The 19481-nt window shown below is 46.6% G+C and carries 19 protein-coding genes; 14 read left to right on the forward strand and 5 right to left on the reverse strand.

Annotated features, from left to right (window positions below):
- Window positions 1-22: 22 nt before the first annotated feature.
- Window positions 23-1612 carry a VCBS domain-containing protein gene (locus ACJJI1_RS15220; protein WP_444957193.1) on the reverse strand — a complete coding sequence of 530 codons (1590 nt, stop codon included), beginning with the start codon at window positions 1610-1612 and terminating at the stop codon, window positions 23-25.
- Between the two features lie 380 nt (window positions 1613-1992).
- Between ACJJI1_RS15220 and ACJJI1_RS15225 the strand changes: the two genes are divergently transcribed.
- The 9 genes from ACJJI1_RS15225 to ACJJI1_RS15265 all read left to right on the forward strand — a co-directional run bounded on the left by ACJJI1_RS15225 (window position 1993) and on the right by ACJJI1_RS15265 (window position 11024).
- Complete coding sequence (locus ACJJI1_RS15225; RefSeq protein ID WP_444957194.1) at window positions 1993-2628, forward strand: CHAP domain-containing protein; 636 nt, start codon at window positions 1993-1995, stop codon at window positions 2626-2628.
- Between the two features lie 145 nt (window positions 2629-2773).
- Window positions 2774-3943: a hypothetical protein gene (locus ACJJI1_RS15230; protein ID WP_444957195.1), complete on the forward strand. Its 1170-nt coding sequence runs from the start codon at window positions 2774-2776 to the stop codon at window positions 3941-3943.
- Window positions 3944-4150: 207 nt separating this feature from the next.
- Window positions 4151-4963: a sensor histidine kinase gene (locus ACJJI1_RS15235; protein WP_444912563.1), complete on the forward strand. Its 813-nt coding sequence runs from the start codon at window positions 4151-4153 to the stop codon at window positions 4961-4963.
- Window positions 4951-5712: a LytR/AlgR family response regulator transcription factor gene (locus tag ACJJI1_RS15240; RefSeq protein WP_444896587.1), complete on the forward strand. Its 762-nt coding sequence runs from the start codon at window positions 4951-4953 to the stop codon at window positions 5710-5712. Before ACJJI1_RS15235 ends, ACJJI1_RS15240 begins: the two co-directional genes overlap by 13 nt.
- 776 nt (window positions 5713-6488) lie before the next feature.
- Window positions 6489-7376: a hypothetical protein gene (locus ACJJI1_RS15245; protein WP_444957196.1), complete on the forward strand. Its 888-nt coding sequence runs from the start codon at window positions 6489-6491 to the stop codon at window positions 7374-7376.
- A gap of 346 nt (window positions 7377-7722) precedes the next feature.
- Window positions 7723-8337, forward strand: coding sequence for a hypothetical protein (locus ACJJI1_RS15250; protein ID WP_444957197.1), 615 nt, complete (start codon window positions 7723-7725; stop codon window positions 8335-8337).
- A gap of 23 nt (window positions 8338-8360) precedes the next feature.
- Entirely contained in the window at window positions 8361-9044 is a 684-nt protein-coding gene (locus ACJJI1_RS15255; RefSeq protein ID WP_444896590.1) for an ABC transporter ATP-binding protein, read from the forward strand.
- Window positions 9032-10246 carry an ABC transporter permease gene (locus ACJJI1_RS15260; RefSeq protein WP_444957198.1) on the forward strand — a complete coding sequence of 405 codons (1215 nt, stop codon included), beginning with the start codon at window positions 9032-9034 and terminating at the stop codon, window positions 10244-10246. The genes ACJJI1_RS15255 and ACJJI1_RS15260 overlap by 13 nt, the downstream gene beginning before the upstream one ends.
- A complete protein-coding gene (locus tag ACJJI1_RS15265; protein ID WP_444957199.1) occupies window positions 10239-11024 on the forward strand; it encodes an outer membrane lipoprotein-sorting protein in 786 nt (261 codons plus the stop codon). Before ACJJI1_RS15260 ends, ACJJI1_RS15265 begins: the two co-directional genes overlap by 8 nt.
- 66 nt (window positions 11025-11090) lie before the next feature.
- Here ACJJI1_RS15265 and ACJJI1_RS15270 read toward each other — a convergent pair whose 3' ends face one another.
- Window positions 11091-12095, reverse strand: a complete 1005-nt coding sequence (locus tag ACJJI1_RS15270; protein ID WP_444957200.1) for a tRNA dihydrouridine synthase — start codon at window positions 12093-12095, stop codon at window positions 11091-11093.
- Window positions 12096-12660: 565 nt separating this feature from the next.
- On the opposite strand from ACJJI1_RS15270, the gene ACJJI1_RS15275 reads away from it, so the two are divergent.
- From ACJJI1_RS15275 to ACJJI1_RS15290, 4 genes are all read left to right on the forward strand, one after another.
- Window positions 12661-12897, forward strand: coding sequence for an OadG family protein (locus ACJJI1_RS15275; RefSeq protein ID WP_444935452.1), 237 nt, complete (start codon window positions 12661-12663; stop codon window positions 12895-12897).
- 53 nt (window positions 12898-12950) lie between these two features.
- Window positions 12951-14741, forward strand: coding sequence for a sodium-extruding oxaloacetate decarboxylase subunit alpha (gene oadA / locus ACJJI1_RS15280; RefSeq protein WP_444957201.1), 1791 nt, complete (start codon window positions 12951-12953; stop codon window positions 14739-14741).
- Between the two features lie 19 nt (window positions 14742-14760).
- Window positions 14761-16077, forward strand: a complete 1317-nt coding sequence (locus ACJJI1_RS15285; RefSeq protein ID WP_282933579.1) for a sodium ion-translocating decarboxylase subunit beta — start codon at window positions 14761-14763, stop codon at window positions 16075-16077.
- A gap of 266 nt (window positions 16078-16343) precedes the next feature.
- Window positions 16344-16793, forward strand: a complete 450-nt coding sequence (locus ACJJI1_RS15290) for a hypothetical protein (protein WP_444912572.1) — start codon at window positions 16344-16346, stop codon at window positions 16791-16793.
- A 133-nt stretch (window positions 16794-16926) separates the two neighbouring features.
- Here ACJJI1_RS15290 and ACJJI1_RS15295 read toward each other — a convergent pair whose 3' ends face one another.
- Both ACJJI1_RS15295 and ACJJI1_RS15300 read right to left on the reverse strand, forming a co-directional pair.
- On the reverse strand, window positions 16927-17574 hold the full coding sequence (locus ACJJI1_RS15295) for a type 1 glutamine amidotransferase (RefSeq protein WP_444957202.1): 648 nt from the start codon (window positions 17572-17574) through the stop codon (window positions 16927-16929).
- The gene (locus ACJJI1_RS15300) at window positions 17575-18225 is read right to left on the reverse strand and encodes a hypothetical protein (RefSeq protein WP_444957203.1); all 651 of its coding nucleotides are present in this window, start codon (window positions 18223-18225) and stop codon (window positions 17575-17577) included.
- Window positions 18226-18316: 91 nt separating this feature from the next.
- On the opposite strand from ACJJI1_RS15300, the gene ACJJI1_RS15305 reads away from it, so the two are divergent.
- Window positions 18317-19198, forward strand: a complete 882-nt coding sequence (locus ACJJI1_RS15305; protein WP_444957204.1) for a LysR family transcriptional regulator — start codon at window positions 18317-18319, stop codon at window positions 19196-19198.
- Here the strand turns inward: ACJJI1_RS15305 and ACJJI1_RS15310 are convergent.
- A complete protein-coding gene (locus tag ACJJI1_RS15310; protein ID WP_444959391.1) occupies window positions 19125-19478 on the reverse strand; it encodes an allophanate hydrolase-related protein in 354 nt (117 codons plus the stop codon). The two genes, ACJJI1_RS15305 and ACJJI1_RS15310, sit on opposite strands and share 74 nt — an antisense overlap.
- Between the last annotated feature and the right edge of the window lie 3 nt (window positions 19479-19481).

Here is a 19481-nt window from a genome sequence, read left to right on the forward strand (position 1 = left end):
TGCGGTCTTACTCCCCATTAAATTATTCATCGTAAGTTACAGAAACAGTTGCAGAGTTGGTGCTGTTGTCAGTGGATAGAAATTCAATAGTGATTCCAGCAGATGAGTCAGTAAAGCTGTCCCCGGTAGTTGACAGTGTGGCTACCTGGTTGGCGGTAACATTGTTATTACTGGTGCCGCTAAGATAGTGAACCGTTACCGCATTTTCGTGGTGTGGACGGGGATTGAGGGTGTCGTGCTCGACGTGGTATTCGATGTAATAGTAGTTTTCTCCATTCCTGCTACCAATACTTTCGGCCTTTAAGAGTTGAGGTAGATCGCTACTAAGCTCACCAGCAGTAAGTTCTATGGCTTGAAACTCAATACTAGTGGTGCTGCCTGCGACTGCCTCAATAGTTTCAGTGTATCCGGGGAATGAGTCATACCAGCCCATATAGTCACGATGACCGCTTCCAAAGAGTCGTGATTGCCAAGCATTGCCCATTAGGGAGCCGTCACTACCATATTCACTCTCACCGCTATCGTTGGTATCCCCATCATTATTATCGTCATTGCCGGCGTGGCTCAGGCCAATATTGTGCCCAATTTCATGGCCCATAATCAGTTGATCACTATCTGCAATTATCATGCTCCAGCGGCCTCCGACAGAGGCGACTCCCGTGCCAACCAGTCCTGCACTGGCCGCAGCTTCCGGGAAAATGTAGACCCGATGACGCCAATCGTTGAGCTCTACGGGCTGGTTGTTGGAGTCTACGTAATTGCTTTCGATCCAACTGGTTGCCCTATCTCTCCATGTATAGCCGCTATCGTTATATTCACTGCCCGAGCGAGATTCCGCATCTTCGATGCTCAATACACCGCCATTCTGGCTGTCGGCAATGCTGTAGGTAAAGCAGTCTATAGAAGTGCTCTCATCATTGTCTTCACCGTAGCAGTATTGATCTAGTGAGGTGTCATTGCTTAGATGGCGGCTGAACTTTAGTTGTCCCAGGGAGTTTTCATGGTAGGCATTATCAAGAGAATCTGTGTCATTGAAAGCCATATTTGCAATTTGGGTAATGCTGAGATCATCTCCTACGGCGGCATCTGAGAAGTTCATAAAGATAAAGACAATGCTGCTTTCAGTGGCTTCGATGGTTTGAATAGAGAACACTACAGAGAGGGCACTACCATCGGTGAGCTGAAAAGAGATTGTGTCCTCTACGGAGTCACCATCATTCAGATTCTGGGAATTAGTGTTTAATTGATATTCCCAGTTTCCACTTTCATAGAGAGTGAAATCTCCATAGCTTCCAGCCACACTACTGGCTTGAAAGGTGGGGCTATTGCTATCGGTATCCTCAAGGGTGAGAGTGCCACTGGCATACTCTTGTGTCCCTACGATAAGTGATGCCAGGGGATTACTGGGGTTAAAAGTGTAGCCCCCCGTTTCTTCATCACTGTCGTCGTCCCCGTTATCGGAATCATCAGAACCACTGTTGTCTCCGCTGTCGGTACTTGTTTCGGTTTCAGTAGTCTCATCGTTGGAATTACTACTGCTGGACCCTCCTCCACAAGCTGTAAGGAGAACCGATAAGCTGAATGCTGTAAGGAATTTTAGGGTATCAGGCATGACAAACTCGACGTATTTCTTAATCTAATTGAGCAAGGCGATTTGTAATTGATGGACAGCTGCTCAGTGGCCCGGTTCCTGCTGATTATTAGTTAAATGTCTATATTTGGATTCTGGGTCACCTAAGGCAAAATAGCTATCGCTTTTTTGGCAGGTTGTGACGGTGTTGGATCAATTGCTATTAGCGTCTGTAAGTAGTGTGAACCCCGTTTGAGCAATTGATGACAGGGTTCAAAAAGTTAACTAGGTGTAATGAGTAGGATAAAGGAATGAGACCTATATTTGAACGTAGAGTGCACTTAACCCCATTAGCTTTTTTGCACAGGTGGGAGTCTGAAATTGAGGTGTTTATAGTTGGGGTTGATTAGAGGGAAATATGGATGTTGTCTTTCGTTGAAACAATCAAAGAAGGTGGAAGGAAGGGTAGGTTAATTGTTGTTGTGGCCGGTATAGGACTTTTGATCGCCGTGATATATCAACTGGCTACTCGCCTAAACCTTAAAACAGCTTATTCTGTCGGAGAGATTATAGACTCACTTCATGGGGTAGAAGTTTATTACAATGGAGGAGTTAATAATGTTGAAGAGCGCAACACCTCGGAAGACGGTTATAATCTTGGCCTAAGGTACCAGTGTGTTGAGTTTGTTAAGCGCTATTATTACGAGCGATTTGGGCATCGAATGCCGGATACATTTGGACATGCTAGAGATTTTTTTGACCTGACAGTCCAGCACGGGAGTGTGAATACCAAAAGAGGATTACGGCAGTTTCACAACCAAGGTAATACCCCTCCGAATATTGGCGATATCGTTGTTTATAGCCCCTCCCTTTTTAACCCTTATGGCCATGTAGCTATCGTTTCTATGGTAGATATAGAGAATGCTACCCTGGAGATTATTCAGCAGAACGCGGGTCCATTTTCTCCCTCCCGAGAGCGTTACCCACTTATTTTCATGCCCCCAGGGCAATGGTATGTAGAGAATAACCGTATTCTCGGATGGTTGCGCAAAGAGTGATCAGCTTTTCAGAGGGTTATTTAATGGATAACCCCCTCCATTAATCTCGGTCAAAAGCCATTTATCTGATTCCAGTACCGTTGGTCTTATCCGATGGTATGGGCCTGGAAGGTTGGTAGTGTGCTTCCCACGAATGGAGGCAACTATGAAACTATATTCTCTTTGGGCGCTACCTCTACTGATTGGTAGTGCTACTAGCCAGGCGGATGCCCTTGAATCACAGTGGGAGCTGGCGATGACAGCCGCTTATGATCGCGCTTCTGATAGCTCACTTTTTGAGGCGCAATCAAGTGTGTCTCGGCAAGCTTTACTACAGGGGGCACTACAGTATGAAGCTTGGGAAGGGCAGATCTCTGCATTCCACCAGGCAGAGCGCGGTGGCAGTGAAGACTTAGAGTTGGTAGTTGAGGAGCTTTTCTGGCAGGGGAGCTGGCAGGACTGGGATTGGTTGCTGGGCAAACGCCGCCTGGACTTTGGTGTTGGTTATGGTCATCGTCCGCTGGATTGGTTTCTACCCATAGAGCGGAATCCGGTATCACTTCAAGTGAGCGAAGGAGTTGGGGTGGTGTCTGCCAGTCGTTTCACTGAGAATGGAGAGCTAAGTGTAATGCTGGTGGATGCCGGTATCAGCCAGGCCTCTGGGGGTGACCACCCAAAGGGATTTGCCATGCGCTGGTATCAGCTTGGAACTAGTGCAGAGTGGCAGTTACTGGGTTACATGGATGATCAGCGAGGTATGAACTTAGGGGGAAGCTGGGTTAATACTTATGGAGAGCAATGGGAGATCCATACAGAATGGCGCTACCAGCAAGAATACTGGCGCTGGCGAGCCCAAGCTTTGATGGCTATGCCAAAACAGGAGCAGATGGATGATGGCTGGCAAGCTCTTATAGGGATGACATGGGCAAACAGCATTGGGCATTCGGTTATTTTAGAGTATTGGTTTGATAGTCGGGCCTGGGGGAAAAGCGAATGGGAGCAGGTGTTTGATAACAGCCTGTGGTACCAAAATCAGGGAGTGCAGTGGGATGGCCTTCGCCAATCCTCAGCGATGGCCTTTTTAAGTGATAATACCCTGAGGCACAATTTACTTTTACATTGGACGCTTACCAATAATGAGTACCATCCAAAAGTAGATTTAATATACACGCCTGAAGATGGTGGCCTTATTTTAACTATCGGGGGTGAGAGGGAGATTGCGAACGATTGGGTACTTGGAACATCCGTAAGATATTTTGCTGGTCCTGATGAGTCTGCTTTTGCGCAGCTTCAAAACCAGGCTGTATTTACCTTGAGTACGACTATTGTTTTTTGAGTGGAGTTAAGGGTGAATCTGTTAAGAGAGTGCTTACGTACATTGATAATTTGTGTGGTGGTGGCGGTAATTACCCAGGCTATCTGGGGGGGGAGCTATGCAGTTCACGGCGTAATTTCTCTGGCGTACGGATTTATAGCGACATCCACGAGGCAGGTAGTCGAGTTTTTCAAGCCCACCTGGCCCTCAAAAGTAAAGTATGCGGTAGTGAGTTTAGCGGCAATTGTACTGGGAACTCTACATGCTTGGTGGTGGATATCGGGTTTTGGGGAATTTCGGGTACTTGATTTTTTAATTATTGCCATTCTTCTTTCCATTTTTCTCTATCAAGTCCATCTTAACCGGGAGCAATCTCACCAGCTTGAGAGGGAACGTCAGGAAGCTGAATTGTTAAAGCTTGAACAACAAAAGACTCTTGCTCAAAGCCAGCTAAAAGTGCTGCAAAGCCAGATAGAGCCTCATTTTCTATTCAATACTCTGGCCAATCTAAAAATGCTAATTCGTCACGACCCTCAAAAGGCAGAAGACCTACTGGATAACTTTAGTGATCTCTTGCGAATTAGCTTGAAAAAATCCCGTTCCGACCAGGTATCTTTAAAGGTTGAGCTTAGCAGTTTGAAATGCTATTTAGAGATTCAAAAGATACGCCTGGGGGAAAGGTTAGAGTATGAAGTTGATTTATCAGAGGATGTGAGTTTAGAGACATTTGTTCCCCCGTTACTTGTGCAACCCTTAGTCGAAAATGCAATTTTTCATGGCATTGAGCCTGCAGCCAAAGGTGGACTGGTCCGGTTGCGGGTGAAACAGAAGGAAGGCCAATGGGTTATTGAGGTGGAAGATAATGGTGTGGGACTCACTGCTGGAGCTAATAAACTTAGCTCCAGCAAACACAATGGGATTGCGCTAAGCAATATTAGGGAGCGACTTTCTACCCTTTACCAAGAGCGTGGTAAGCTACTGATTCAAAGTAATAATCAGGGCGGAGTAACCGCCCGTTTGGAGTTTCCATGCGTGCCATAATTGCAGATGATGAGCCTTTATTGCGTCACCATCTCGACCAAATGCTTGCCGATATTTTTCCTGAGCTTGAGGTTATTGGTAAAGCCTGTGATGGTAACGAAGCGTTAGCTCTGTGCCAGCGAGAGGAGCCTGATGTGGTTTTTCTCGATATTCGTATGCCTGGAATGGATGGTTTGGCTGTTGCTGAGGCTCTTGGCAAATTACAAACAAATCCTATTGTTGTTTTTATCACGGCCTATGATGAGTATGCTGTAAGTGCTTTTGAGCATGAGGCAGCCGACTATCTGCTAAAACCTATTGATGACAAGCGATTGGAAAAAGCTTGTGATCGTATTCGGCAGCGCCTGAGAGACCGGGAAGAGGGTAACCTTAAGTCAGGACCTGATATTGAGGCGTTACTGAGGCAGCTTTCCTTAAGTAGACCTGAGTACCTTCGTTGGATTAAGGCAAGCAAGGGAGAAGATATTCATCTGATTGCCTGCGATGAGGTTTCGGCATTTGTGGCAGAGGACAAATATACGACGGTTTACTCCGGTCAGGGTGAGCATATTATCAGAACCCCACTAAAGGAGCTGTTAGCCCAGTTGGAACCAGATTTATTTTGGCAGATCCACCGTTCTACAATTGTCTGTGTGAAGCGCATTCAAAAAGTATGCCGTGGAATAACTGGCGGTGTATCTGTGGTGATGGATGACGGGCGTCAATATACAGTGAGTCGCAGGGCTGCTTCGTTGTTTAAAACAATGTAGCGATCAACAATTTATAATTATCTTAACTTAGGGGGGTGGTCCCTCTAATTAAATTGATATGTATGACAGAGATTCATATCTGCTACCTAAGATTTAGTAACTTTACCCCCCCCCCCCCCTTATTTTTGAAGGCCGGACACTCAGGTTGGTTTGGTATCAATAGATCTTTAATCTAAATGCACAAACTGCCGCTGATCAAAGGAAGGGTGATAAGGCGGGGTTACGATAAGAGAGTATAGCGTTAAAGATAATGTTGGCTTTATTGAATTACCATTAAAGCCTTGCTTCAAGCTTAGTGGGGTTTTAATTACTAAGACTTTAGGATGGTTGCTGTTTGGATTTGAATTTGGACGCTTGTTTATATATTTATATGCTATTGCTATATGGTTTGACTAGTAATCTTGTGCGAACTGAGGGGGTTGTTTTTTGTAATTGTCGGTAATTTACTTTAGGGATTTGATGGGCATAATTGCCCGCGACTTGAGGGGTGGAGTGTTTTTTTAATTGTAGATTAACTATTTTGGTGGATTTGAATTTTTTCATTCCTGGTGCTTGAAATTCTATCTGGAGGTCTATTTTCTGCTCTTTTGGCTTGTTAAATAGGCTCAGATTTTTCTTTATGGTTTTTCTATTTTAGGCCATTTTCTTAAATGGCTGGGAAGGTATATGTGCTGCCTTCTTCCTGAAAGTGCGTAATCTATTTTCCTCTTGTAATGGCAGGTATTCTGCTGTGAGTGCCTGTGTGTAAATTTTCTCCGATAATTAATGGAATAATTATGCTGGATAGTTTTAAGTTGGATTCTTCTTCTGTAGAAGGAGTTGAGGATCTAATTGAGGTGAAATTTCCCTACTTTGCACTAGAGGCTTTACATTTTGATGTTGACGGCTGGCTTGTTGCTAAAGTGCCTGTGCAATGTCAGAGTACATATGAAAGTAGTTTAATGGATGTCGCGGAAATTGGTCGACACTTGGCAATTTTGGGCTCTTGTTTTGGTGCTTTGGCCAATCCAGTAAGATCCAAGCATTACTACCTGGCGCGCAAAGCTGATTTGAAAACTTATGATAGCTTTGTTTCTGATATGCGCCCTGATTACCTTCTGGCTCGAACCAAAGCCGTATTTGCCAGTAAGAGAGAGTTAGTTGCTGAGGCAGAATTGTTAGACCCTGCTGGTGAAGTGGCGGCACGACTTAACGTGAAATATCATGTAATGCGGGAGCGATCTTTCCATAAGATATATAGTGATAGTATCCATGATATCACTCCTGTTATTAGCGATATTAACCCTTACTCCAAAAGTATTGATATTAATGTACATAATATTGATCTAATGTCTCTGACGGCAAGTATCGGTAGAGTTACTCCAGAAATGTGCATGGGGCATTTTGATAAGGTGAAAGCGTTGCCCGTTGCTATTGCCTCGCAGAGCCTTATTAAGTCATGTTGTATATTTTTGATGCGGTTGACAGGTGAAGATAGTGCTCGTTTTATAGTTACCTCTGCGGATTTGTGTGCGGATAATTTAGCGTTGGCAGGGCAAGATGTAGATATAAAAGTAGAACTCTTAGATGTTGAAAACGATGTTTTTATTGTTCGTACTATAGCTACAAATAATTTGGGGCAGTCTGTCGGTGAAATGATCACCCATATTGCAATGGTGGATTAGTCTTTGTAAATTTCATTTGATATTTTATACAGATCAAGGGAACTGCTCTTTTGATCTGTATCCACTCTATTTGCATCGCACAATCTTATTAGTATCAATTTAGTTACCAAGTCTTCAATATTTTGGCGATTCCGCAGTCTTTACTAACTAGTACACTTTCCTAAATTTAGACGCCTTAACGATAGTATCTCTTCGCGTGCAGTAATTTTCCACCTATCCACCCTCTAGAGCCATTCAGCATAAGTTTATGCCTCTTATCCTCTCCAGAGACAGTTCATCGCACTGTCCTGAATGATACTTGGATGCTAGGTAATCTATTAAAAATTCAGAAGCAAGGAGAAGTGTAATGAAAAGGTTACTTGTAATAATGGCTTTAAATCTTGGGGTGAACGTTTCGTCCCTTGCTGCCCAGGATGCACAAATGGAAGATTTGTACCAAAAAGCGGCAGCACAGGGTGGGGCGGCGATAGAGGAGTCCTATGAGGCTTTTAAGACATTACTGAAAGATAACCCTTCTGATCCTATTGTACTTTTTTACCTGGGGGCTAGTGAGACTCTAATGGCAAAAGAAAGCTGGCTGCCCTGGAGAAAGGTCAGTTATGCAGAGAATGGAATTGCCCGTATGGATAAGGCGCTCACCATAATTGAAGACATGGATAACCCTGGCCGTTCCTCTCAGGGGATGCCTCAAGACTTGCTGCTTAAAGGCATTGCCGCAACAACTTTTACTAAAGTGCCAAAGTTCTTTAATTCTTTTGACCGTGGGTTTGAACTTTATCATGAGTTGATGGGCGATCCACGCATGGGGTATATGCCGCCAGGCGCTACTCGCTGGATTTACTGTGGCGCTCTGCAGGCTGCAGAGCTTGAGGGTAACAAGGAGTTAGTGAATTTATGGGGAGCAAAGGCTGAGAGTCATCGCATATCAAATCCATGTGGCGATGTTAAAAACTCTGACTAATAGTGCGAACAGGTAGTGAATCCATGTTACAGCTCACTCATATTGAAAAGACTTACACTTCCGGTGAGGTTCAACTTAGGGCCCTAAAAGATGTGAATCTGGATATTCGGGCAGGCACTATGGTAGCTCTGTGTGGACCATCAGGGTCTGGTAAAAGTACCTTGTTAAATATTTGCGGACTACTGGATCATGATTACAGCGGAGAAGTCTGCTTTGCCGGCGAGGTGCTGAGAAAAAGCCACCGGCAGTCAATGAAGATCCGTCGTACCCAGTTGGGTTTTGTATTCCAAAAGTTTAATTTGGTTCCGGTAATGACAGCCTTTGAGAATGTAGCCTTTCCACTTCTTTTGAATGGAATGAAAGAAGGTGAAGTAAGGCGGCGTGTAATGGGCATGTTGGATCATGTCGGGCTGTCCCAGTTTTCCAACTACAGGCCAGATCGACTTTCAGGTGGACAACAGCAGAGAGTAGCAATCGCTCGAGCACTGGTGCATCAGCCCAAACTGGTAATTGCTGATGAACCTACGGCCAGCTTGGATAGTGTTACCGCACAACAAATTATTGAGTTAATGAAAAATTTGGGAGTGGAGCAAAAAACAGCTTTTATTGTTGCCAGTCATGATGATCGAATGACTCGTCATTGCGATAGAGTTGTTGAGTTGAAAGATGGTGTAATTCTGCAGGAGAGTGCTTTATGCGTCGCTTAAAAGTCGCGGTTTTAAATTTATTGCGCAATCGTCGCAGAAGCTTTCTTGCAGTTGCCATTATCTCCATTGTGGTAACGGCCTTGATGACCTCCGGAGGTTTTGGCCTATTTACATATCAATCCCTTAAAGAGAGCGCGGCGCGCAGTGAGGGGCATTTGGTGCTAACACAGCCGGGATATTTCTCTTCTGATGAGGACTTTCCTCTTCAGCTTGGTTTAGATAATGCCAATAAATTACGTAGGGACTTGTTGGTTGAGGAAAATGTGAAGGCCGTGCAGCCTAGAGTTTATCTGCAAGGGTTAATTTCCAATGGTGATAAGTCTTCTATTTTTTTAGGTCAGGGGATATTGCCAAGTGAATTTCGGGTGAAGGGGCCTTTTCTAAATGTCACTGAGGGCAGTATTTTATCAAACCGTGAAGATATCAGTGATCCTGAGATTATGCTGGGTAAAGATCTCGCAAGAAATCTTAATGTAAGGCCTGGGGATTATATTACTTTAATGTCCTCTACAGTTCATGGGGCTCTCAATGCAATGGATTTTAAGGTTAGGGGAGTTTTCGGGACTGGTGTTCCAGATATGGATAAGCGTCAAGTATATATTTCTGTTCAGGCTGCGCAGTTCCTTTTAGATAGTGACAGGGTCTCAACCATGGCAATTTATGGCTACAGCCTTGATAGGACATCGAGCTTGCAGGAAAGGCTGCGCGAGTTAGTTCCAGAGCTGGAAATTACAACTTGGGAGGATCGTGCCTTTTTCTATCAGGGAGTGAAGAGTCTTTATGATCGAATTTTTGGGTTGATGGGAATCATTATGGCACTGGTTATCTTTGTCTCGCTTTTCAATACGCTGGCAATGTCGGTAACAGAGAGAACACGGGAAATAGGTACCTTGTCCGCATTGGGTGCATCCAAAGTGGAATTGATAACAGGGTTTATATTGGAGGCTTTAGTACTTGCTGTAGTGGGTTCTTTAGCCGGTGTTATTTTGGCTGGTCTGATAAGCGCTGGATTGATGATGTTTGACATTACTATGCCGCCACCTCCGGGAAAAACAACGGGGTATCCTTTGACTGTTTATTTCTCTATTAACTTGGCTTGGATGATTTCGGTTGCAATAGCTGCGATATGTGTTTTTTCATCCTTCCTTCCGGCGCGGAAAGGTGTCAATAAACCGATTACTGAGGCATTGGTCCATGTATAAATTAAGATTAGGCAGAGTTAGCTTGGCGATTGGTTTGTTGCTGATGTTCTCTCCCTTTGTTTCAGCTGGGACTGAGGAGAAGGAAAGTCATTTTTCCGCTGTACAGGTAGAAAGCATGTTGGCCAAAGCCGATTCCTATCGTCTTGGAGAGTCATCTTCAAAAGTTGTCACCAACATCCAGGTTTTTAAACAGGGAGAGTTAGAAAGCGAAGATCGCTACCATGTTTATACTCGCCCTGAGAGAAAATCATTGGTGATATTTAAAGGAGTTGGTGAAGAGGGACAAAAAATGCTGATGCTGCAGGATAACTACTGGCTATTGATGCCCCGCAGCCGCCGCCCTATCCGCATTACACCGATGCAAAGATTGCTGGGGGAGGCTTCAATTGGTGATATCGCCACTTTGACTTGGAGCCAGGACTATCGGGGGCAGTTCGAGGCAAGTGAAATTCTAAAGGGTAAATTGACCCACAAACTTCAGCTGGAGGCAAAAACCAAAGGAGCCAGCTATCAAAAGATAACATTGTGGCTTGATAGTGAGAGTCTCTTCCCTATCCAAGCGGAGCTTTACTTGAAATCTGGAAAGTTGGCTAAGGTTGCGCATTTTGTATCGGGGATAAAGGATGAAGAGCTATTTGTGGAGGAGATGGTTTTAGTTGATAGCATCAAGGCTACCACTGAAACCAGAGTTCACTACGAAAGTAGCACTGCGCATCAGTTAGCGGAAAAATTCTTCAATCCGGCATACTTGAGTCGACAGTCAAAAATGGATCTGTGAGAGTGGATCTGAGCGGGTAACTTCCTCTGCCAGTATCAATTCCGATACTGGCAGAGGTGCGGAAAATTAGGCTGCCTCAATTGATGCTATTTGAATTTTCCGCTCTTCGGAAAAAGCTCTATCAAGCTCTTCTGCCTCCCTGAGACGTTTTATTTTATCAAAGAACAATTGGGCTTCAGGAAAAGCCAATTTCAAGTAAGCGAGCCATTGCTTAATACGATTGCCCAGATACTTGGAAGGGTAAACTTCTCGGGTGGTTTGATAGTAACCCCAAAGAGTTTCAATAATCTCTTGCCAGCCCATTGCTGTATAGCTCTCACCTGAGCAGTAGGCTTTTATCTGCTTGCCCAAATCTGGCCTGGCTAGCAGGCTGCGACCAAACATAAATGCTTCGCATCCGGTTACTTCACGGCAGCGTTGAAATTCCTCAAGTGTCCAGATATCCCCGTTGGCAATGACTGGGATTTCGAGTTTTTGGCGAATTTCACCGATGTATTCCCAGTAGGCTGGGGGTTTATAGCCATCGACTTTGGAGCGAGCGTGTACTGCCAGTTCATTTGCGCCGCCAGCTGCTGCAGCCTGGGCGTTATCCATATAGCTAGAGCGATCATTAAAGCCCAGTCGGATTTTTGCGGTGACAGGGATGTTTTCCGGGACAGCGCGGCGAACCGCTCCTACAATAGCTTCCACTCTGTGAGGGCTTTGCAATAGGCAGGCGCCACCGTCGCTGTTATTCACTGATTTTGCAGGGCAGCCGAAATTGAGATCAATTGCTGTAGCACCGAACTCAACTGCTTTTACTGCATTAATTGCCATTGCATTGGGGTTGCCGCCTAACAGCTGTAACCGTACTGGAATCCCGCTTGGGGTCTTTGCACCTTTGTCGACCTCTGGGCACAAGCGGGTGAATACTCTGCGAGGCAAGCGAGTATTAGTGACACGAACAAACTCTGTAACACAGATATCGACCCCTCCAATGGTGGAGAGCAGGGCACGTACGTGATGGTCGATTACCCCCTCCATTGGTGCCTGGTAAATCGTAGGTTCTGGGGTAGGTGTCTTGTCGGTCATAAGTCAGTTGAGAGGTAAATCATAAATCTAAAGGCGCATATTCTATCAGCAAGTTATTGTAATGGCGCAAAAACGATCATTCTTCAGTATATAAAAGTAGGAGAAATAAACTCAGCCTATTGATGTTTCGCACCAAAATTGGGCGTGGTAATTTAGACCCCTCCGTTGCCCCTGAAACCAATAAGTGTTTGATTTTAAAAGCAACTTGTATTGATAATAGAAAAATATCAGCATTTTGGAACTAACGAAATTTTTCCTGTGTGCCCGCTCTTTTTGGGGGAGGATCAGGTGCAGCGGCGGTTGAAATTACCGGTCTAGGGAATAAGATTCCGATGTGCAGAAATTTGGGACGGCTGGGCTAAGTGAGATTTTCCCGGGCAAGTTTATTGGTTGTACGACATAAATTTGTTTAATTGTGAGCGAAGATTTTACATATGCACAAAATATCAATTGGGGTGTTTCAGCCGTCCTGAATAAATAGGTACGTAAATTCATAGTGTTACGGGGACAGATGAAACCGTCCGGAATGGCTGGTTTTATTGCCTGGTGCCAGGGGGAATAAACAGTGCAAGAAACACTTTTGCAACAGGGGCTAGATATCACCCTGTTTGGTATGGGAATTGTTTTTACTTTTCTGCTATTGCTGGTGATCGGTACCGGTATTATGTCGAGAATCATCTCCCGCTATTTTCCCGAAGCGGAGCCCGTATCCCACACGCCTTCCCCAACCGCAGGGAATGATAAGGCCCATTTACATGCGGTGATTAAAGCGGCGATCGAACAGCATCGCAAAAGACGCTAACCACCAATCGCTTCCAAACAATTTCCAATAATTTCTGCCGAGAGAGATAACCCATGACTGAGGTTAAAAAGCCATTGGGGATTACCGATGTAGTCCTGCGCGATGCCCACCAGTCACTGTTCGCTACCCGACTGCGACTGGACGATATGCTGCCGATTGCTGAGAAGCTCGATAAAGTTGGCTTCTGGTCTCTGGAGTCCTGGGGGGGGGCCACTTTCGACTCCTGCATTCGCTATCTCGGCGAAGATCCCTGGGAGCGTATTCGTGAATTGAAGAAAGCTATGCCGAATACGCCTCAACAGATGCTGTTCAGGGGACAGAATATTCTCGGCTACCGCCACTATGCGGATGACGTGGTTGAGAAGTTTGTAGAGCGCGCTGCAGTCAATGGGGTAGACGTGTTCCGCGTGTTCGACGCGATGAACGATATGCGCAACCTGAAAACCGCACTGGCTGCGGTGAAGAAACAAGAGAAGCACGCTCAGGGCACCATCTCCTATACCGTGAGCCCAGTACACACCATGGACTTATGGGTGGATCTGGGGCGCCAGATCGAGGATATGGGAGCGGATTCCATCGCGATCAAGGACATGGCCGGTCTGCTGCGCCCCTATGAGGGCTACGAGCTGGTGAAACGTTTGAAGGCCGCCGTGGACATCCCCATCCATATGCAGTGCCACGCTACTACCGGCTTATCTACGGCTACCGCTCTCAAGTGTATCGAGGCGGGTATCGACAACGTGGACACCGCGATCAGCTCTATGTCCATGACCTATGGTCACAGCCCAACCGAAGCGTTGGTGGCCATTTTGGAAGGCACTGAGCGGGACACCGGGCTGGATATTAACCTGCTTGAAGAAATTGCGGCTTACTTCCGTAACGTTCGCAAGAAGTACGCGAAGTTTGAGGGTTCCTTGAAAGGCGTGGATTCTCGCATCCTGGTGGCTCAGGTACCCGGTGGCATGCTCACCAATATGGAAAACCAGCTGCGCGAACAGGGCGCTGGGGATCGCCTGGATGATGTACTCGAGGAAATCCCCCGGGTGCGTGAAGACCTGGGCTGTATCCCGCTGGTTACTCCCACGTCCCAGATTGTGGGTACCCAGGCGGTGCTCAATGTCCTGACTGGAGAGCGTTACAAATCGATCTCCAAAGAGACTGCCGCCGTCTTGAAAGGCGAATACGGTGCGACACCTGCTGAAGTTAACCAGGAGCTGCAGGTCCGGGTACTGGATGGAGCGAATCCGGTTACCTGCCGCCCGGCAGACCTGTTGGCACCAGAGTTGGACAAGTTAACCCTAGAGCTTCAAGAGAAAGCGGGTGAACAAGATGTGGCCCTGACCGATGGTGAGGGGGAGATCGACGATGTGCTTACCTATGCACTCTTCCCGCAGATTGGCCTGAAGTTCCTGAAGAACCGTGGCAATCCAGAAGCTTTCGAGCCAGTACCTACCGGTAATGAAGGTGCTGCAGTCAAGAACGACAAAGGTGAAGAAGTTTATACGGTGACTGTGGAGGGGCAGAGCTACACCGTCACTGTGGCCGATGGTGGCGACTTAACCAATGTTGCCCCAGTGTCTGGCGCTGCTTCAGCACCTGTAGCTAGTGCACCTTCGGTGCCTGCTACCGGAGGTGAGCCGGTTAATGCGCCTCTCGCTGGAAATATCTTCAAAGTAATGGTGAAACCTGGGGATCAGGTGAGCGAAGGCCAGGCGGTGTTAGTACTGGAAGCGATGAAGATGGAAACTGTGGTGAGTGCCCCTCGTGCCGGTAACGTCGCCAGTGTGGCAGTAAAAGAAGGCGATTCAGTGGCGGTGGGTGATGCCCTGCTGTCTATTGCATAGCCAAAGGTAGGAGTCACACGTGGATAATCTGATTACTCTTTGGCATTCCTCCGGTGTCGCGCAGATGGCATCGGGCCAGTTCATTATGATTTTGGTGGGCCTGGGCCTGCTGTTTTTGGCCATTCGCAAAAACTTTGAGCCCCTGCTTTTGGTGCCTATCGGTTTCGGCGGAATCCTGGCCAATATTCCCGGTGCCGATTTGGCACTCTCAGCCGCAGAGACAGCCCTTACCCAGGGAGATGGGGCTGTTTTGGCGCAAATGGCCCAGATCCTGGGCCTCGATAGTACTTCAGCTTTACCCGCGCTAAAGGAAGCTCTGGCCAGTGCGCCGGCAGCCGTGCAGGTACAAGCAGCTGAGTTTGCCCGGGATGCCGGTTTCAACAACGGTATGCTGTATAACTTCTATTCCGTAGCTATTGCTTCCGGCATTGCGCCGTTGGTAATTTTTATGGGTGTAGGGGCTATGACCGACTTTGGTCCGCTACTAGCCAATCCGCGCACCTTGTTCCTCGGTGCAGCGGCCCAGTTTGGGATCTTTGCCACGGTGCTCGGTGCTGTGGGTCTCTCGGTAGCGGGAATCATGGACTTCTCAATCGCCGATGCCGCTGCGATCGGTATTATCGGTGGAGCAGATGGTCCCACAGCTATCTATGTTTCCAGCCTATTGGCCCCGGACCTGTTGGGGGCTATTGCTGTAGCAGCTTATTCGTATATGGCGCTAGTGCCTATGATTCAGCCGCCGATTATGCGAGCCCTGACCACTGAGCAGGAACGCAAAATTGAAATGGTGCAATTGCGCCATGTGAGCAAGCGGGAAAAAATTGCCTTCCCGATGTTGCTGCTGATTTTGGTGGCCCTGTTCCTGCCAGCTGCTGCACCGCTGTTGGGTATGTTCTGCTTTGGTAACTTGATGCGTGAGTGCGGAGTCGTTTCCCGATTGTCGGACACCGCTCAGAACGCGCTGATCAATATCACCACTATTTTCCTGGGACTTTCCGTTGGTTCGAAATTGGCGGCAGACAAATTCCTCGATCCTAAAACCCTGGGTATTTTGGCTTTGGGTATTGTGGCGTTTGCGATCGGCACTGCGGCTGGCGTGTTGATGGCTAAGTTGATCAATGTATTCAGCAAGCACAAGATTAACCCATTGATTGGTTCTGCTGGTGTTTCTGCCGTACCTATGGCCGCGCGGGTGTCCAACAAAGTAGGACTCGAATCCAATCCTCACAACTTCCTGTTGATGCACGCAATGGGCCCCAACGTAGCCGGTGTTATCGGTTCTGCGGTGGCTGCGGGTGTGATGATCAGTATGGTGCGGAGCCTTACTGGCGGGTAACCAAAATCCATGGCTTTGGAAGAGAGGGCGAACGGTGTTCGCCCTTTTTTGTTGACCTAAAACAAATGCATTTTGTCCGCTTTTGCTGGTTAAAACAGATCCTTCTGATTTAAATAATGTGAAGAGGCAGTCATAGCTGGAGTAGGTATGTTTATCCGGTCAACAGAGTATCTCCATCGATAGAATTCATTTTGAGTTAAGGTTAGTTGCGCTATATTCCTCCCAAAATGTTTACTGGAATAAAAATTCATTAGGAAGTAACCCCAATGCGTAGTTTGCCATTCTTAATTGCCTTTGCTCTTTTCTCCACTAGTGCATTTGCACATGATAATCATCAAACTGCGGAAGAAGTCCGCCAGTTAAAGAAAGAGGTGGTTAAGCTCCGTAAAGAAGTACACTCTGACCACAAACAGGGTGTTGGAGCTGAAAATGTTCGTGACTTAGAAAAAGAAGTGGTTAAGTTACGAAAAAATGTCCATCGGCTTCAGGGCTTGATTTTGGAGTTGCAGGCGAGTATTGAAGCTCAGTCTGAATTGGCACATCCAGTTCCGGTGGAGGAGCGCCCTAAGTGGGCCTGCTATATGTCAGATGTAAAAGCTGGGGGTATTCACTCTAAGGGCTTTAGTCGTATTGAAGCGAAGGGGAGATTACTTGAAATTTGCTCCCAACGTGGTGGCCTTTGCTTTGAGAGTGGAATTGAATGCTCCGATGAGTAGTAACTAATAGCCAGTTTAATATGGGGTGGCTACTCTTGGATGAGTTTGCGCCCCTGGCTACCCCTTAAAAAGTAAGGACGATAACTATTAGGTGAGAGTACAGCATTGCACCACTTGTTCATACTTAAGCTTCTTATCTAAGGTTGTCTAGTTTATAGAAGTGAGTGTCTAGGATCTTATATAAAAAGTAACGCCCTTGCTGATGGAGTTTGTCTGAGGAACCGTAGGTTTTAAAGTATTCAGGAAATAGTTGGGCAATATCTTCACTGGACCACTCTAGGTGAAACTGCAAACCCATTATTCTTTCGCTGAATAAAAAGGCCTGATGAGGGCACAAGTCAGATTCTGCCAAGCAAATTGCCCCCTCCGGAATTTCAAAGAAATAGCTATGTGCCTGGAATACATTCTCTAAATTGAAATTCAGTGCTGTTGTAGACCTTATAGGTAGCCAGCCCATTTCCTCTTGAGGAAGTTGGCGGACCTCTGCTTCCAATGCATGTGCAAGAATCTGTGCCCCAAGGCAGATGCCCAGTATTGGGATCGGAAGTTCAATGCAGTTTTTTACCCATGCAATCTCATTGGCAAGCCAGGGGAGCCTTTTGCGCTCACAAACGTTCATCATCCCACCAAGGATAATAACTCCGCTAAAGCCGCTTTGAGGAAGTGGTGATTTCTGGGGGTTAATGATAGAAAGCGGTATTCGCTTCTCTGTAGCCCAGTCATAAATATACCCCGGGCCCTCAGTCTCCTCATGTTGGATAATCAGTATCGGTTTGGTCATTTACTGGAAATCCTGACTTTCAAAATACAGCTCTTCCTTATAGTGGATGCCGGCTTTAGTTAGGCTTTTTGGCCAGCTATCTTTCGAAAGCGGTTTTAAACTGCTGCTATAAATGTCGCTGGAAAAATTATGGCCGGTGCTGACCAGCAGTATTTGGTCGAAGCTGGGGGTGGATGCAATTTCATGCACAAGCAAAGTGGAATTTTCAAGAAGTATTAATTGGTAGTGCCCATTTTCTGTTCGGGTAAGGGGACTGTCCATTAGTCGAGAGGTTACCCGGAAAGTAACAGCTTGCAGAGCAAGTTTTCCTCCTCGTTCAAAATGCCCTGTAAACAATTCGGCGTTAAAGGCATTAAGTTTTCCCTCGCGTAGTTCGCGCAAAGAAAATTCGTCTGGAAGCAATGTGACTAACTCGTTTCGCTTGAGAAGGTTTTGCACCTCCTCCTGGTCATCAGTCTCCAATTCCAAAATAACTTGATGACTGTGTTTTCCGCCATGTAGTGGCATATGTGCGGCAATAATTTGCCCGCCGACGGTAAACAGGGCCATGCCATGAATTCCGACCGAATTGTCACTTTGTGCTAATGAAGATTGTGTGAAGCATACGCTTGAGCTGATTGTCAGCGCCAAAAATAGAAGAATATTTTTCATCGGTTTTGTGTAGCTATGACCTTGGATGCAGGGGATTCTAAGAGTACTCTAGTGAATAATCGATTCAAAAATAGAGATATTTGATTCCACTATGGAAATAGAAGCACTTGAGAAGTTTCTAGTGATTGCTGCGACGGAGAACCTGCAGCGCTCCGCAGACAGGTTGGATACGAGCCCAGGCGGATTGAGTAAAACATTAAAGCGGCTGGAAGGAGAGCTGGGTACTCGCCTGTTTGATCGAGTTGGCAAGCAACTGAAAATCAATGACGCAGGCCGCAGACTGCAAAGTCGGGCGGTTGAGATGGTGGCGATTGCCAGAAGAATTCGTTCTGAAGTTGGCGAGCTAAAGGTAAATCAGGAGTGTCGAATTGCTGCTCCGACCATGCTGCAACTAGCCTGGGGTACATTTATCCACCGCAAGTTTATTGCTGAGGAAGCAGGGGGGCGGTTGTCATTCACATCGGCCTATGAAGCCTTGGCATTGAAGATGTTATCCAGAGGGGAGGTAGACCTGGCCCTGATAACCGGAGCGGTTTTGGGGCAGTTGTCATCCACAATGGATGCTCGGCCACTTGGCTCAGTATCAATGTGTATTGCTGCAGGGCCTGATCACTCCTTGATAGTGGAGCAGGGGGTTGAGGTGAAGGCTTCAGTGTCAGATATCTTGCAATATCCATTTGCCGCGCCGAGGATATCACCCTTCTGTGGTGAAGAGCGGGGGATAGGTAGCGATGGCTGGCCAGAAATTAATTATCCTCGCAAGGTGCAGGTCGTTGTAAATGATTATGGGGTTCTTTGCCAGCTAGTAAAAAATAATAGGCTGCTCGCTTTTCTGCCAGAGCCTCTGATAACTGAAATGGGTGGGGTAATCGTTAGGGTGGAGGATGGCAATATAAAATCTAGTGAAGAGCTCTTTGTAGTAGGAAGGAAAACGAATGCCTCCTGGCTAAGTAAATTTGCCGAGTGGGCTTAGTGTTTGGATTGGAGCCAGTTAAGCCAGCTTCCGTAGAGGGTATTGCAGCAACTAAATTGCCGAAATATTCGCTTGGTAACTGCCATATTTCCACCTGGATGGCTTGCCCATCTCCTGATTCATCGCGAACCAGAGCGGGGCGCTCCTCCTCGGGGAGAACATAGAGTCGGTATTGGTGACTGGTTGTTGTTTTCTGATGTAACTGTTCTCCCCGCTCAGTGAGTTGCCAGTTGAGAGGTTGCTCTTTGAGATATGCACCACAGACTACAATTTTTGCCAGCTT

The sequence above is a fragment of the Microbulbifer maximicatervae (SeqCode) genome (assembly GCF_052467065.1).

Bases quoted from the DNA above. Each gene is read 5' to 3' on its own strand.
- ACJJI1_RS15220 (WP_444957193.1), bottom strand. From the start codon at position 1,612: ATGCCTGATACCCTAAAATTCCTTACAGCATTCAGCTTATCGGTTCTC.
- ACJJI1_RS15225 (WP_444957194.1), top strand. From the start codon at position 1,993: ATGTTGTCTTTCGTTGAAACAATCAAAGAAGGTGGAAGGAAGGGTAGG.
- ACJJI1_RS15230 (WP_444957195.1), top strand. From the start codon at position 2,774: ATGAAACTATATTCTCTTTGGGCGCTACCTCTACTGATTGGTAGTGCT.
- ACJJI1_RS15240 (WP_444896587.1), top strand. From the start codon at position 4,951: ATGCGTGCCATAATTGCAGATGATGAGCCTTTATTGCGTCACCATCTC.
- ACJJI1_RS15245 (WP_444957196.1), top strand. From the start codon at position 6,489: ATGCTGGATAGTTTTAAGTTGGATTCTTCTTCTGTAGAAGGAGTTGAG.
- ACJJI1_RS15250 (WP_444957197.1), top strand. From the start codon at position 7,723: ATGAAAAGGTTACTTGTAATAATGGCTTTAAATCTTGGGGTGAACGTT.
- ACJJI1_RS15255 (WP_444896590.1), top strand. From the start codon at position 8,361: ATGTTACAGCTCACTCATATTGAAAAGACTTACACTTCCGGTGAGGTT.
- ACJJI1_RS15260 (WP_444957198.1), top strand. From the start codon at position 9,032: ATGCGTCGCTTAAAAGTCGCGGTTTTAAATTTATTGCGCAATCGTCGC.
- ACJJI1_RS15265 (WP_444957199.1), top strand. From the start codon at position 10,239: ATGTATAAATTAAGATTAGGCAGAGTTAGCTTGGCGATTGGTTTGTTG.
- ACJJI1_RS15270 (WP_444957200.1), bottom strand. From the start codon at position 12,095: ATGACCGACAAGACACCTACCCCAGAACCTACGATTTACCAGGCACCA.
- oadA (WP_444957201.1), top strand. From the start codon at position 12,951: ATGACTGAGGTTAAAAAGCCATTGGGGATTACCGATGTAGTCCTGCGC.
- ACJJI1_RS15290 (WP_444912572.1), top strand. From the start codon at position 16,344: ATGCGTAGTTTGCCATTCTTAATTGCCTTTGCTCTTTTCTCCACTAGT.
- ACJJI1_RS15295 (WP_444957202.1), bottom strand. From the start codon at position 17,574: ATGACCAAACCGATACTGATTATCCAACATGAGGAGACTGAGGGCCCG.
- ACJJI1_RS15300 (WP_444957203.1), bottom strand. From the start codon at position 18,225: ATGAAAAATATTCTTCTATTTTTGGCGCTGACAATCAGCTCAAGCGTA.
- ACJJI1_RS15305 (WP_444957204.1), top strand. From the start codon at position 18,317: ATGGAAATAGAAGCACTTGAGAAGTTTCTAGTGATTGCTGCGACGGAG.